Origin of the sequence: Paenibacillus sp. (assembly GCF_035645195.1) — a bacterium.
Taxonomy (GTDB): Bacteria; Bacillota; Bacilli; order Paenibacillales; family YIM-B00363; genus Paenibacillus_AE.
Genome location: NZ_DASQNA010000025.1, coordinates 76470 through 92053 on the forward strand (window position 1 = coordinate 76470; position 15584 = coordinate 92053).

Consider the following 15584-nt stretch of genomic DNA (forward strand, 5'->3'; position numbering starts at 1 on the left):
TGCTGTTCCGGCTCGCCTTCGTGCCGTTTACTGCTGCGCCGCCAAATAACGGTCATATCCAGCCTGATGCACCTGCAGCAGCTCTTCGATGCCCATATTTTTGAGCGTCTGCTGGAATTCGGCCCACTCCGCTTCGACGCCGCCTTCGAGCAGCCATTTCGCGCGCATCTTGTTGACGTACGCGGAAATGTCGGGCTTGAGCCGCTCGATCGTCTTCAATTCTTCTTCGGTGAAGAAAATGTTCGGGAACCGTTCTTTTTCCATCTGCGGAACGTAGATCTCGACGCTGTCCTTGATCCGCTGAGCCGCGCGCGGCTCGATGTAGTCGACTTTGTCCAGATGATCGTACAGCAAGAGGCCGATGCCGTTCGAGACCGCGGAGCTTTGGCGGAATTCGCCAGGGCTGTCGACCGGCTTTTGGACGAGCTTGCCGGAAGCGTCCTTGTCGAACCAGACGCCGATCGGGCCGAAGCGCGCCTGCGCCGCCACCGTAGGCTCATAGAAAGAATCGAGCCACGCCGCCGTAATTTCCGGATGCTCGTTGTCCTTCGTGATCGTGACGCCGTCGCGGCCGAACCCGCCGCCGTTGTTCCACTTGACGACCATGCCTTCGAACGGAGGAACGAGCACCCAATGTTCGCCTCGCTCCGGCCCGACGACGTCGTTCTTATCCCACCAGATTAAAGAGCCGATCGTCTCGACCTCCGTCTTGCCGCGAGCAAAGTACGTGTCGTAGTCGTGCGTGAACGCTTCGAGGTCGACGAGCCCTTCGGCGAACCATTGGTGCAGGTAAGCCACGGCTTGCTTGTAGCCTTCTTGCTGCGGCGCGAACTGCACGTTGCCGTCCACGACGTTCAGATGATCGATGTAGGTCGGGTTGTTCGGGCGGTACGTTTTGTCCGGGACGCCGAACGCGCCGAACAGCACGCCGATGTCGCCCGTCCAGAAGTTGTCGATGTACGTGAGCGGAATTTCGTCCGCCTTGCCGTTCCCGTTCGGGTCGCGCGTCTTAAACGCCCGAAGCACTTCCGTGTACTCGTCGATCGTCTTCGGCACCTCGAGGCCGAGCTTGTCGAGCCACGCTTTATTCAGGTACAGGAAGTCCGGGTTGGCGCCGATCTCTTCTTGGCCGGAGCCGAATTCCTCCCCTTGCGGCAGCGAATAAATATGTCCGTCCGGGGCGGTGAGCTGCGCTTTAATGTCCGGGCGCGCGTCCAGAATCGCCTTCAAATTGGGCATATGGTTCTCGATCAAATCGTCGAGCGGGATCAGCGTGCCGTCCTGCGCGTACCGGACCAGCTCGCTGTCGGAGAACCGGCCGCTGAAGAAGAAGTCCGGCAGCGAGCCGCTGGCCAGCAGCAAATTGCGCTTCTCGATGTAGTCCGCTTCGCCGACCGTGTCCCACTCGATATGGACGTTCGTCTTCGATTCCAGCTCTTGGATCAGCGGCTGCTGGTTGAAATCGCTCGGCGCGAGCGGCGGGCGGTGCGCGACCGCTTTGAGCGTGACGGTTTCTTTGAGCGGGAACGTGACGTCGGCGCTCGCTTCGCCGCCCGTCTCCCCGGTTTGCCCTACGGGCGCCGGCTTCGACTCTTCCGGACCGGCCTCGCTGCCGCAGGCGGCGAGCGCCGCGGTCATTGCCGTTGTAACCGCTAACAATAATACTGTCTTGTTTCGCTTCATGTGGATGAACCTCCCTGATATGTGGATTGTCCCCTTGCGTTTCCCCTTGAGCTTGATTTATTCGAACGCGATTTCACCGCCTGCGTCACCTCCTTGAAGAAATCGCGCAAGTGCCGAAAATTACCCTTTCACGGAGCCGATGAAGACCCCTTTCACGAAATAGCGCTGCAGGAACGGATATAAGATCAAGAGCGGCAGCGCCGCCACGATGATGACGCCGTACTTGATCAAGCCGACGATGCGCTGCTTCTCCATCGCGGTTTGAATGTCGTCCACGAGGTTGCCCGACGGCTGATTTTCGATCAAGATGTTGCGCAGGATGAGCTGGAGCGGGTATTTCTCGCTGTCGTTCAAGTAAATCAGCGCGTCGAAAAATCCGTTCCACTGCCGCACGACCGCGAACAGCACGAGCACGGCGATGATCGGCTTCGACAGCGGGAGCACGAAGCTGAGCACGTATCTCATGTTGGTGCACCCGTCCACGACCGCCGCCTCGCGGATTTCTTCCGGCAAGCCTTGGAAGAACGTCCTCGCGATGATGATGACGAAGGCGTCCACCGCCGAGACGAGCACCACCGCCCAAATCGTATCCATGAGATGTAAATTTTTCACGAGCAGGTACGTCGGAATGAGCCCGCCGTTGAAGAACAACGTTACGGCGAAGAAGATCATGAAAGCGTTTCTGCCGAGAAAATCTCTTCGCGACAGCGGATATGCGGCCATGATCGCCAGCGTCGTGCCGATGAGCGCCGTCAGCGCGGCGTACAGCAGCGAATTCCGGTACCCGATCCAGATGGAGCCGTCGCGGAAAATGCGCAAGTACCCTTCGAACGTGATGCCTTGCGGGATAAGCCACACGTCGCCTGCGTTCACGCGGTTCGGGTCGCTGAACGAAGCGATAAGGATGAAGTAAAGCGGGTAAAGAATCATCAGCGTTAAACCGATCAGCAGCGAATAATTGAGGACGTCGAACGCGATGTCGCCGCTTGATTTTCGTCTCGATAATGCCGGCATCTTTAGGCCGCCCCCTTTAGAACAAACTGTTGCCGTTCATCTTCTTCACCGATTGGTTGACGATGACGAGCAGGATCAAATTGATCGCGGCGTTGAACAGCCCGATCGCGGCCGAGAAACTGTACTGCGCCCGCTGGATGCCGATTTTATACACGTAGGTCGGAATGATTTCCGATGCGTCCGCGTTCAAATCCGTCTGCATCAGGAACGCTTTCTCGAACCCGATGTTCATCAAGTTGCCGATCGCCAGAATGAACATGATGAGGACCGTCGGCAAAATGCCGGGCAAGTCGATGTGCCGCACCCGCTGCCATTTGTTCGCCCCGTCCACGACGGCCGCTTCGTGCAAATGCGGATCGATGCCGGCGAGCGCGGCGAGGTACACGATCGAAGCGAAGCCCGTATTTTGCCATACATCGGTAAACACGTAGATCGGCCGGAACCACTCCGATTTCCCCATGAACAACACCGGTTCGCCGCCCAGGGCGACGATGATGTTGTTGACGATGCCGCTGTTCGGCGAGAGGAACACATACACCATGCCGATCAAGACGACGGTGGAAATAAAGTACGGCGCGTAAATCGACGTTTGGATGAATTTTTTCAGCCGCCGGTGCGCGACCTGATTGATCATCAGCGCGATCAAGATCGGAATCGGAAACGCGATCAGCAGCAGCAGCATACTAAGAACGACCGTGTTCCTCAAAATTTGCGTAAAATTGTACGACTCGAAAAAGGCGACGAAATGGTCGAACCCGACCCACGGGCTGCCCCAGATGCCTTTCGCGGGCGAAAATTCCTTGAACGCGATCAAAATGCCGTACATCGGCAAATACCGAAAAATAACAAAGTAGGCGACAGGCAAAGCGATTAACGCGTACAGTTCCCAATTCGCCAATACCCGTCTCGCAGCGGTTCTCAAATGCGGCACAGGGCGCCCCCCCCGGTCTGAAGAATAAGTTTATACGATTACGTAAACGTTTAACTTGCGGTCAAAATTGTAAGGGGCGGCTGTTTCAGCACGAACCCCTCAAGACGAGAGCGGTATCCAAGCAATATTCTTCGAACGGCTTCGCGGAATCGGCGAGCCGCTCGAGCATGACTTCGGCGGCTTTCTCCCCGAGCTCGAAGGACGGCTGCCGAATGACGGTGAGCGGCGGCGTCGTAATGCGCGTCCAATCGTAGTCGTCGAAGCCGATGACGGCCAGCTGTTCGGGAATGCGAATGTTCATATCCTGTAAATATTTCATTGCCCCCATCGTGAGGACATTGTTGGCGATAAACAGGGCGGTTACGTTTTGTTCGTCAAGCAGCCGCTTGGCGTTTTCGTATCCGCTTTCGAAACTGGGGTGCGCGATCCTTACCATGTCTTCCTCGTAAGGAATGCCGTGGTCGGCCAGCGCCTGCCGGTAGCCGTTGAACCGTTCGTCGCTCGTCGAGATGCCGAGTCCGCCCGTGATCAATCCGATGTTCCGATGCCCCTTGTCGATCAGCGTCTTCACCGCTTTGTACGAGCCTCCGTACCCGTCGGCGATGACGCAATCGGCTTCGTACCCTCTCGCTCTCCGATCGATGAACACGACCGGGTAATTCGAGACGATGTCGTTCAAATAACTCGTCTCTTCGGCGATCGACGCGATAAACAAGCCGTCGATCTGCTTCGAGTTGAACAAACGGATTTGCTCGCGTTCGTCCTCGATCGACTCCGTCGTATTCGTGCTGAGCAGCAAATGGTACCCGTGATGCTTCAGTTTGCTCTGGATGCCCTGCGCGACCGTCATGAAAAAGAAGTTCGACGTGTCGGAAGGTAAAATCGGCACGACCAAACCGATCGTGTTCGTCTTATGGCTTCGTAAGCTTCTGGCCACGGAATTCGGCTGATAGTTCAGCAGCTTCATGGCCTCATACACTTTCTTTTTTGTCTTCTCGGATACGAATCTCGTATTGTTGATGACGTGAGATACGGTAGCGGTGGAGACTCCCGCTTGCTGCGCCACTTGGCGAATATCCGCCGGCATTTTCGATTCACCTGCCCACTTAGGAAAACGTTTACGTAACCGTTTTCTTTATTATATTCCGGGAGGTTAAGGCTGTCAACGATTATCGAGGTAAAATCCGGGACCGCGCCCCGCTTGCCCGCGCGCGGTCCCCGGCAGCAAGCGTCAGCTGTTAAATTCGTCCAGGCCCTTTTGGTAAATGTCCATGAGCTCCTGCAAACCGATATCGTTCAACTGCTGCACGTAAGCGTCCCACTCCGCGTCGATGCCGCCTTCCATCAACCATTTGGCTTTCATCTGGCTGACGATCGGCTTGATTTCGGATTCGATCCGGTTGATGCGGTCGAGATCCTCCGGGCTGAAGAAAATCATCGGATACGATTCCTGTACTTGATGCGGTTTGTAATACGTCTCCAAATCCTTCAACCGCTGCTTCGCGCGCGGCTCCATATCGACGACGGTGCCGAAATGCTCCCGCAGCACGACGAACGGACCGCCCGGCGCTACCTTCTGGCGATACTCGCCCATCGACACGCCCTCGGGAAGCTCTACGTTGACGAGCATGCCGTTTTCGTCTTCCTTATAAATTTCCCCGATCGGTCCCCAGTTGATTTGCGCGGACATTTTCGGCTCGTACAGCTGGTCGACCCAGCGCATCGTAATTTCCGGATGCTTGTTCGCGCTTGTCAGGACGAACGCGTCGCGGCCGTACTCGGAGTAGTTGGTGCGGCCGATCATAATTTCGCCGTTCACGCCTTTGAGCGGAGGCAGAATGACGTAATCCTTCGCCCGCTCCGGCCCGACGACTTCCTCGATCTCCCACCAAATGTACGAACCCAAGATCACGTCCTCAGACTTTCCTTTGGCGAACAGCTTCGTCGGGTCGTTCGTGACGATTTCGGGATCGATGAGTCCTTCTTGAAACCAGTTGTGATAAAATTCCAAAGCTGCTTTATACTCGGGCTGCACCGGGGCGTAAATGACCTTCCCGTCTCTCACGACGCGGTGATCGTCCCCGTTCGGATTGTCCGGAAGGCCGAACATGGCGAACAAATCCGCTTCGTTGCCGCACCAGCCCTGCCACCACCACGAGAGCGGAATTTCGTCCTTCTTGCCGTTCCCGTTCGGATCGTTATCGCGGAACGCCTTGAGCACTTCGTAATATTCGTGGATGGTCGTCGGCATCGCGAGGCCGAGCTTGTCGAGCCACGCCTTGTTGATGACCATAATGTTCGGCATGTTGATGAGATCCATCTCTTCCGCCCGCGGCAGCGAGTAAATATGTCCGTCCGGGGCCGTCACCATCTTCTTCAGCTCCGGGCGCTGCTCGAACAGCTTCTTGAGATTCGGCGCGTATTGATCGATCAAGTCCTCCAGCGGAAGCAGCACCCCTTCGGCCCCGTACTTGACCAAATCGTAGTCCGAGAAGCCAGAAGCGTAGAACGCATCCGGCAAATCGCCGCTCGCCAGCTTCAAGTTCTTCTTCTCTTGGTACCCGTCGCCCGGGATGTTCTCCCAATCGATATGGACGTTCGTTTGCTCCTCGAGTCGTTTGAAGATCGTCATGTCGTTATAATCGGGCGCGATCGGCGATTTCGGCGACACGAATTTGAGCGTCACCTTCTCGTTTACGATCGGCAGTCCGGCCGGGTTAAAGTTCGCCGCCGCGGCGCCGTCCGCGGACGCCCCGCCGGCCTTTCCGCTATCGCCGCTGGGGCCCCCCGACGTCGCGCTCGAGCAGCCGGCGACGAGGAGCGCCGTCGTCATGACGCATGACACTAAAATCGAATTCCGCTTGTTCATATTCCGGATTTCCCCCTACATCATAATTTGGAATTGAGACGAACCCTGCGAATCGATCGGCTTCCTTCGTTCGCATCCCCCCTTTCGCCGCGCGAACGGCGCCTCGCGTTACCCTTTGATGCTGCCGATCATGACGCCCTGCACGAAATACTTTTGGATAAGCGGGTACACGATCAGCAGCGGCAGAGCGGACACGATGATGACGCCGTATTTGACCAGCTCCGCGATTTTCCGCTGCTCCGCGAGCGACTGCACGTCGCCGAGCAACTGCGCGGACAGCTGGTTCTGGATCAAAATATTGCGCAGGATGAGCTGCAGCGGGTACATCTTTTCCTCGTTTAAGTAGATAAGGGCATCGAAGTACGAATTCCAGTGCCCCACCCCATAGTAGAGGCCCATGACGGCGATGATCGCCTTCGACAGCGGCAGCGCCATGCGGAAGAAGAAGCCGAAGTCCGAACAACCGTCGATTTTCGCGGCTTCGAGCAGTTCGTCCGGAATCGTCGATTGGAAATACGTTCGCGTCACGATCAAATTGAAGAAGGCGACCGCCTTCGGAATGATCAACGCCCACATCGTGTTGAGCATCCCTAGCTCTTTGACGAGCAAATAGGTCGGAATGAGTCCGCCGGAGAAAAACAGGGTGAACAGCAGGAAATACATGACGGCTTCCCGGCCGATCAAGTCTTTGCGAGACAGCGCGTACGCCCCTGCCAGCGTCATAGCGAGGTTAAGAGCGGTGCCGATGACCGTATATTTGACGATATTGAAATATCCTGTCCAAATGCGTTCGTCTTGGAAAATGCGTTCGTACCCGCTGAACGTCGGCTGGTTCGGCCACAGCCACATTTCCCCCGCCATCACCTTGTCGGGATTGCTGATCGAGGCGATCAGCACGAAATACAGCGGATACAAAACGGACAACGCAACGAGCGACAACACGATGACATTGAACGCATCGAATAAGCGGTCTCCTCTACTCGTTCTTGCTGCGATATGCATGCGGCGTTTCCTCCTTTACAACCCGGTTCCGGAAATGCGTTTGGCGACGATGTTGACGGTGACGAGCAAAATCAGATTGACGACGGCGTTGAACAGTCCGACCGCCGCGGAAAAGCTGTATTGCGCCTGCTGCAGGCCGACCTTGTAGACGTAAGTGGGAATCACCTCGGAAGAAGGCAAATTGAGCGGCGACTGCATCAAATACGCCTTCTCGAAGCCGACGTTCATGAGGTTCCCCACCGCGAGCACCAGGAGCACGACCGCCGTCGGAATGATCGTCGGTATGTCGACGTTCACGATGCGCTGCCACTTCGAGGCGCCGTCCACGATCGCCGCTTCGTGCGTCTCCGGATTGACGCCGCTCAATGCGGCCAAGTAAATGATGCAGGCGAAGCCGGTTTCCTGCCAAATGCCGGATAAGACGTACAGCGGTTTGAACCACTCCGGGGCGGACAAAAAGTTCACCGCATCGCCGCCGGCCAGCCCGATCGCATGATTGACCGGGCCGTGGTGCGCGAGGAACACGTACAGCATGCCGACGATGACGACGACGGAAATGAAGTGCGGCGCGTACAGCACCGTCTGGACGAACCGCTTGAACCGCTTGCTGATCAATTGGTTCATCAGCAGCGCCAGCACGATCGGCAGCGGAAAGCCGACGATCAGCGACAACGCGCTCAAGCCGATTGTGTTTTGGATGATGGTCCAAAACCGCGGGGATTCGAAAAACCGCTGAAAGTGCTCGAAGCCCGCCCACGGACTGCCGAGAATCCCTTTGGTGACGGAATAATCCTTGAACGCGATAATGACCCCGTACATCGGCAGGTATTGGAAAATCAAGTAGTACAGCACGATTGGAAACAGCAAGAGATAGAGCTGGTAGCTGTTGCGAATTTGTTTCCAGCGCTTTTTGTCTGTCATTGCGATGCCTCCTATTTGCGAAAACGTTTACGTAAACGTTTGCTTTTTGTTGCAAAAAAATAGTCCTAACATGAACTTCGCAAAATAAACTCCGTCGGCAGCCGAATTTCCTGCATGCTCGTCGACGGATCGCGGATCCGGTCCAAAAGCACCTGCGCCGCGACTTCTCCGACCGACTGGGAAGGCTGACGGACCATCGACAGAGGCGGTTTCGTAATCAGCGCCCATTCGTAATCGTCGAACCCGACGAGCGCGACTTCCTCCGGAACCGTCACTCGGTGCTCCTGCAAATACTTAAGAGCCCCCATCGTCATGACGTTGTTCGCGACGAACAGCGCCGTCGCCCGATGGTCCCGGTGCAGCCGGCACGCGAGTCGGTATCCGTGCTCGAAGCTGGAGCCGTGCTCCTTCGCCGCCTGCACGAGCGCATCGTCCGGCTCGATGCCGTGTTCGGCGAGCGCCCTGCGGTACCCTTGAAGCCGTTCCTCGCTCGTCGCGAGCGAGAGAGATGCGGAGATGAAGCCGATTCTGCGGTGGCCGCTGCGGATCAAATGCGTCACGGCGCGGTACGTCCCCCCGCCCCCGTCGGTGACGATGCTGTCCCCGGCGAACGCGCGCGGCTTTCGGTCGATGAACACGAGCGGGTAATCGCCCGTCATCGCCTCGCGGAGGTACGGCAGCTCCTGCGACGACGGGGCGATGATCAGCCCGTCGATCAACTGCGAGTCGAACACCCGGATTTGTTCCATTTCCGTCAGAGCGTCGTCGTTCGAATTGCTCAAGATTAAATTGTAACCGTTTGCTTTCAGCACCTTCTCGATCCCTTGCGCTACCGACATGAAATACGAATTGGATACGCCTTGCGGCGTCATCGGGACGAGCAGCCCGATCGTCCTCGACTTCTTGCTGCGCAAACTTCTGGCGACCGAATTCGGCCTGTAATTCAATTCGCGCATCGCGTCGTACACCTTCATCGCCGTTTCGCGGCTGACGTACCGGGTGCCGTTCAAGACGTGCGATACGGTTGCCGTCGAAACGTTCGCTCTGCGCGCGACGTCTTTCATTCCGACCATGTCGCTCTCCTCATCAAGTTAAACGTTTACGTAATCGTTTGACTTTATTATAAACGCTTACACTTTCAGGCGTCAATCATATATTGGATAATTTACCTTATTATATACGAATGGAGAAGGCACCCTCGGAGCGCGGAAGCCGCGCGCCGGGGGTGCCGGTTGGAATGCCTTGGGATTTATTTCTTTGCGGAACCGTTCGCGTCGACGGGGACATGGATATCGTCCAAATTGATGTGCCCCCACCCGCCGGTTTTCGAATCGACGACGCGCAAGTACAACTCCTCGCCGATGTAGGCCGACGCATCCCATGCGACTCTGCGGTATTGCTCCCCGTCGTGGCCGGTCGCTTTCATGAGCGTCTCGCCGGTCGAAGCTCGAACGAGAGCGATGTACAAGTTCTCGGGGTCGTACCCGCCTCCGATCAGGAAGTCGATGTTGCCGTCTCCGCCCAGCCGGAACGCTGCGGATCTCATTGCGCCCGTCGCATCGTCGCCGTACCGCGGATGGAAGCCCCAGTAATGATACCGGTTCGGATCGGCGCGGTCGGACGCTTGCTGGAACGGTCCGCCCCAGCCCCAGTCTTCGGCGTTCGTCACGTGATCGTTCGTGAACGCGCTGCCTTCTTCGACCGTCCACCCGGTCAGATCGCCGGTTTGGAAATCATGGTTCGCCAAATCGGACGTCTTCTTCGCCTTCGGCGCATCGTCTTCCGGCCAATATGCGCCGGCGGTTTCGCCGTATGCAGATCCGAGCGACCATACTTGAAGCGACTCGACGACGGCGCCTTTGCCTTCGCTCCACAGCTCCAAGCCGAGCGCGTCCGCTTGCGTCGGGTAGACGCGGGACGTGATGCTGCGTTTGCCGTTCGCGTACGCCTCGATCATCGAGCGATCCAGATAAATGCGCAGCTTCAGCCGTCCGTAGTCCAACGTCATCTTTCCGCCGTGAACGCCTTTCGGCACATCGGGGTCGAGGCTCGATTCGGTGCGGTCGATGTTCAGCGTTTCGGTTTCGCCGTCGTAATACAGCAGCGTCTCCTCCCGCCCGTCGCCGGTCGACCGCAGCTTCAAGCCGAGCGCCTCGGCGCCGTTCAGCCGCGCTTCCAGCACGATCTCGAGCATATCGCCTCGAGCTTTCTTCAGCGCCGCATCGGCCCGGGCCGCGTTGGCGTTCTTGACGTCTACAAGCAGCTCGCGGCGCAGCGACTTCAGCTCCTCGATCGGTTCGATCCCGAGCGTGCCGTCGTCTCTCAGGCTCAATACCAGCGGCAATCCCGCGTTGTGCGCCCATCCGGCGTCGTAATGCTGCCGCTCGGTCCGGCGATCCTGCGCGATGCTGAACAATATCGAACGCCCTTGGCCGTCCACCATGCCGCTCGGGCCGGTAAAGTGTTCGCCGAAATCGAACAGCCGCGGCTCCTCGTGGTCCGGGACGAACCGGTTCGCCGCTTTGTCCCACGTCCCGATCCAATGGAACACGTACTTCACGTTATGTTTGTTGTAGTGGTCGAACCACGGGTTGATCAGGAAGACGTACTTTTGCGCGCCGTCGTCATCCTTGCCGAGCGGCAGCAGCACCGGCAGCTCCCACACTTGGCCGGTCTGCGGATATCGCGCATAATCGCCGACGAAGAACGGATTTTCGTATGTCCAATTCACCATGTCCGGGGACGAATAGAGCAGCGCCGTGCCGCCGACGTTCTTGATGCCGGACCCGACCAACTGGTACCACGTGTCCCCGTCCTTCCATACGAACGGATCGCGGAATTGGCCGAACCACACTTCGCCTTCCTCGGCGGGCAAGCTTCTCGCCTGCGTCGTCACCGCTTGCGGCTCCATGATCCAACGCTTCAAGTCCGTATCGCCGTCTTCCTTGAACGCGCTGCGCGCGAGGCCGGTCGCTTGGTTCGGCACGGCGGCATCGTTCCCGGCCGTGAAGAACAGCGCCGGATTGCCTTCGTCGTCGACGACGGCGTTCCCCGACCATACGCCGTCCGGAGCGGCCGAGCCTCCCTCCGGCGCCAGCGCGATCGGCAGATCCCGCCAATGCACCATATCGTCGCTGACCGCGTGGCCCCAATGGATTTGATGCCAATACGGTCCTTGCGGGTTATGCTGGTAGAAAATATGATATTTCCCCTCGAAGTATAACGGGCCGTGCGGCTCGTTCATCCAATGCCCGGGCGCAATGAAATGATACTGCGGCCGGTACCGGTCTCCGTCGTATACGCTCCGGTCGAAATCGAGCTCGGGCTCCGGAGCGCCGGCTTCCGGGAAGGCTGCCGCGACCGACTCGTAATTCGCCCGGATGTCCTCGCCGCTTAACGCGACGTTGCGAATATGCACTTCATCCATCAACCCGTTGAACATGTTGGCGGTGAAGGTGCCGTTCACGACGGCTCCGGTATTGTGCTTGCCGATCAGGAACGGCCTTGCGGACGGCGCGATCGCGCCTTTCCTCGGCACCGTCGTCTCCCCCGCCGGTTCGCCGTTCAAATACAGTTTGATCTTGCCTTCGGTACTGCTGTAGGTGACGGCGACGTGCGACCATACGTATTTACGCAGCGGTTTGTCCTCGTCCGCCCACGCCTCGACCCAATTGCCGTTGATGCCGGCTTGGAACGACCACCGGCCGTGGCGGCCCATGCCCAAGATGTACCCGGTCCGCGCCGCCTTGTCGTGCTGATTCACGATCGCGGACAGCTGTCCGAGGTCCCCCCACTCGTACGATCGGGGCGCCGCCCACGCTTCGATCGTGATCTCGTCGTCCGGCTTCGCGATGGCGTTCGCCGGCCGTTCGATCCACGTGGAGTAGCCGTCGAACAGCAGCCCTTTGCCGCGCACGCCGTCTTTCCAGAGCGGATCTGTCGGCGGTTTATACTTCGCTTCATTAAATACGTAATGAATGTGGTCTTCCGCGCCTCTTGCACTGTCGACCGTCGTCTTCCCTTGGCCTTCGTCGAAGCTCCAGCCGCCGAGCAGCCCTTCGCCTCTCACCTGGAAGTCGTCGACGTTCAGATGGCCGGCGGGGCTTGCGTCGACGACGCGGAGGTACGCTTGCTCGCCGAGATAAGCGGTCGCGTCCCAGGTCACCCTCATATACGACTCCGAACCCGTCCCGGTTTGGCGGAACAGCTCAAGGTCGTCGGAAGAACGCACGAGCGCGACGAACAGCCGGTCCGCGTCCTGTCCTCCGCCGATCAAGAACGACACGTCTCCGTTGCCCGACAGGACGAACGGATGCGATCGCATCGTCCCGACGGCGGCATCCCCGCCCGGCGCGGCGCTTCCCGCAACGTGGTACGCCCCTTGCTGGCCGTACGGCCGGCCGTCGGCGTATGTCGCTTCGTTCGTCAGCGCGGCGGCGAACGCTTCGCCTTCCGCCGTCCAGCCGCTCAGATCGCCGGTTTCGAAATCCGGATTGGCGAGCCGGTTCGGCACGACCGGTTCAGCGTTGTAAACCTTGAAATCGTCGACGTTGATATGGCCGAAGCCGCCCGTATGGTAATCGACGACGCGAAGGTATAGATGTTCGCCGATGTATTCCGAAGCGTCCCATTCGACTCTCCGATACGCTTCGCCCATCGTCGACGCCTGCCCCGTCGCCTTAAACAAAATTTCGCCGTCGGACTCGCGCACGAGCGCCGCGTACAGCTTCGCGACGTCTTCGCCGCCCCCGATCAGGAAGCTGATTTTGCCGTTGCCTCCGAGTACGAACGTGCTCGATTGCATGACGCCGGTCCGCCGGTCGGAGAAGTCCGGATCGCGCGCGCCGGCGAAGCCCCAAGCATGGTATTGGCCTTGGTGGTTGAACGGCTGCGAGCCCCAATACGTCGCGGCGTCGCTGACCGGCGCGGCGAACGCGGAGCCGACCGTCGTCCACCCCGTAAGATCGCCGGTCTCGAAATCCGGATTGACGATGGTCTGCGGGTGCTGCAGCACGCGGAAATCGTCGACGTTGATATGTCCCCAACCGCCCGTATGCTTGTCGACGACTTTCAAATATACCCGCTCGCCGACGTAATCGGCCGCGTTCATGGACGTTCTGCGCAGCGTCTCGTCGTCCGCCCATTCCGTGTTGGTCGCTTTCATCAGCTCCGCGCCGTCGGAGGCGCGCACCAACGCGACGTACAGCCGCTCTAAGTCGTTGCCGCCGCCGATCAGGAACTCGATTTCTCCCGTGCCGCCCAGCGTAAACTCGGCCGAGCGCATCGTCCCTGTCGCGTGGTCGCCCGTCTTGGCGCCCCAGACGTGATACTGGCCCTGCCGCTCGAAGCAGCAGCCCCAGCCCCAGTCCGTGTCCGTCACGACGCTCGCGTTCGAGAACGCGTCCCCTTCCGTCGTCCAGCCGGTCAAATCGCCCGTTTCGAAATCCGGGTTCGGAATCTCATGCTCTGTGAGCGGTTTGCCGCCGCTCTTGCCGATACGGGCCGACTGCAGCGGGTAGATCCGCAGCGAAGCGACGGAAACCGCCCCGTTCTCCGCGAACAGCTCGATTCGATGCTTGGAAGGATCCGGGAAAATTTGATTCGTAAACACGACGCGGCCGTCGTCCGCGAACGCCTCCACGGACGTCTTATCGACGACGAGATGCAGCTTCAGCGCATCTCCTCCCGCCGCGTACTCCGCTTTCTGCGGGCTCGCCGCGAATTCCGGGCTGAAGCTTGTGACGCCTGATTGGCTCCTGTCGAAGAAGAGCTCCCCGACGGAGGCGTCGTAACCGAACGCCGTCCGCTGCCCGTCGCCGGCGTGCACGCGGAAGCCGAATCGGCCGTACGCGGCCTCGGTCACGGTCGCGCCGACATCGAATTCCGCGACGATCTCGTAAGCCTGGCCTCCGAGGTCGGCCAGCTCGATCGTACCGTTCTCGATCGTCCCAGGTGCGATTTCGATCGGGGCCCCCCGGAGCTGCTGCAGCTCCGCGACGGGCTGCTGCGTCAGGCGCAGGTCTCCGTTCTCGTCCGTCCGAAGCGTCAGCTCGCGAGGCAGCGACATCGTTCCGCGCCAGCCCGCGGACGGGATCGTCTGGGCGTAATGCCAATTGTTCATCCACCCCAGCCAGACGACGCGCCCGTCCGTGCCGCTGAACGTCATTCCGGCATAGAAGTCCGCGCCGTAATCGACCCACAGCGTCCGTTCCGGCGGGTTCGCATTCGTGAACGTCTTGCCGTCGAAGTCGCCGACGAAATATTGCATGCCGGAGCCGAACGCCGGCGCGCCTTGCGACACGCTGACCGTCAGCACCCACTTCGTGCGTCCGGCGTCCCCGTCGACCGGCAGCGGGAACAAATCCGGCGTCTCCCAAAACCCGCCGTGGAACCCGTGCCCGGCGCCGAAGTCGCTCTCGTGGGTCCAAGACTTCAGGTTCGGCGACGAATAAATCCGAACTTGATCGCCGATCGTCAGCGCCATGACCCACCGCTGCGTCGGCTCATGCCACCGCACCTTCGGATCCCGGAATACCGACAGCCCTTCCGGCTGCGGGATGACCGGATTTCCTTCGTATACGGTCCAGCTTCGCCCCTTGTCGCTGCTGTACGCCAAGCTCTGCACTTGACCTCCGGCGTATTCTTGCGTGAACATCGCTACCAGCGGGGGCGTCGTCCCGTCCCCGAAGCCGGATGTATTGTTCCAGTCCACGACGACGCTTCCGGAAAACATATGCCCGAGCTCATCGGGATACAGGGCGATCGGGAGCTCTTCCCAGTTCACCAGGTCGGTGCTGACCGCATGCCCCCAAAACATTTCGCCCCACGTATCGCCGCTCGGTTTATATTGATAAAACAGGTGGTACTCCCCGTCGAAATAGACGAGGCCGTTCGGGTCGTTCATCCAATGCTCTTCGGGGGTGTAATGAATGTAAGGACGAAGACGCTCCTCCGTGTACGAAGATTCCGCGCCTGCTGCGGACGCCTTCGGACCTTGCGGTACGTACGGAACGACCGTCGTGCACATAAGCAGCGCCGATAATATCCATATCAGCGCCCTGCTTGCCCCGCTCCTCCTTGCCGAGCTCCTGCTTGCCGCCATATTCGTTGCACCTTCTCTCCCTGAATGATTTACCTTTCCGCTACACCGCCTTCTTTCCCGCT

9 protein-coding genes are annotated in these 15584 nt (G+C 59.0%); all 9 read right to left on the reverse strand.

What is annotated here, in order from left to right; translation table 11 throughout:
- Nucleotides 1–27: 27 nt before the first annotated feature.
- Entirely contained in the window at nucleotides 28–1683 is a 1656-nt protein-coding gene (locus VE009_RS13050) for an extracellular solute-binding protein (protein WP_325008248.1), read from the reverse strand.
- A gap of 120 nt (nucleotides 1684–1803) precedes the next feature.
- Nucleotides 1804–2697 (reverse strand): carbohydrate ABC transporter permease, encoded by an 894-nt coding sequence (locus tag VE009_RS13055; RefSeq protein ID WP_325008250.1) that lies wholly within the window; start codon nucleotides 2695–2697, stop codon nucleotides 1804–1806.
- Nucleotides 2698–2713: 16 nt separating this feature from the next.
- Complete coding sequence (locus VE009_RS13060) at nucleotides 2714–3628, reverse strand: ABC transporter permease (protein ID WP_414694849.1); 915 nt, start codon at nucleotides 3626–3628, stop codon at nucleotides 2714–2716.
- Nucleotides 3629–3713: 85 nt separating this feature from the next.
- The gene (locus VE009_RS13065; RefSeq protein ID WP_325008252.1) at nucleotides 3714–4715 is read right to left on the reverse strand and encodes a LacI family DNA-binding transcriptional regulator; all 1002 of its coding nucleotides are present in this window, start codon (nucleotides 4713–4715) and stop codon (nucleotides 3714–3716) included.
- Nucleotides 4716–4859: 144 nt separating this feature from the next.
- Entirely contained in the window at nucleotides 4860–6497 is a 1638-nt protein-coding gene (locus VE009_RS13070) for an ABC transporter substrate-binding protein (RefSeq protein WP_325008254.1), read from the reverse strand.
- A gap of 108 nt (nucleotides 6498–6605) precedes the next feature.
- Nucleotides 6606–7499: a carbohydrate ABC transporter permease gene (locus VE009_RS13075; protein WP_325008256.1), complete on the reverse strand. Its 894-nt coding sequence runs from the start codon at nucleotides 7497–7499 to the stop codon at nucleotides 6606–6608.
- A 15-nt stretch (nucleotides 7500–7514) separates the two neighbouring features.
- Nucleotides 7515–8420, reverse strand: a complete 906-nt coding sequence (locus tag VE009_RS13080; protein ID WP_325008258.1) for an ABC transporter permease — start codon at nucleotides 8418–8420, stop codon at nucleotides 7515–7517.
- A 65-nt stretch (nucleotides 8421–8485) separates the two neighbouring features.
- Nucleotides 8486–9493 carry a LacI family DNA-binding transcriptional regulator gene (locus VE009_RS13085; protein ID WP_325008260.1) on the reverse strand — a complete coding sequence of 336 codons (1008 nt, stop codon included), beginning with the start codon at nucleotides 9491–9493 and terminating at the stop codon, nucleotides 8486–8488.
- Nucleotides 9494–9669: 176 nt separating this feature from the next.
- Nucleotides 9670–15522, reverse strand: a complete 5853-nt coding sequence (locus VE009_RS13090; RefSeq protein WP_325008262.1) for a GH32 C-terminal domain-containing protein — start codon at nucleotides 15520–15522, stop codon at nucleotides 9670–9672.
- Between the last annotated feature and the right edge of the window lie 62 nt (nucleotides 15523–15584).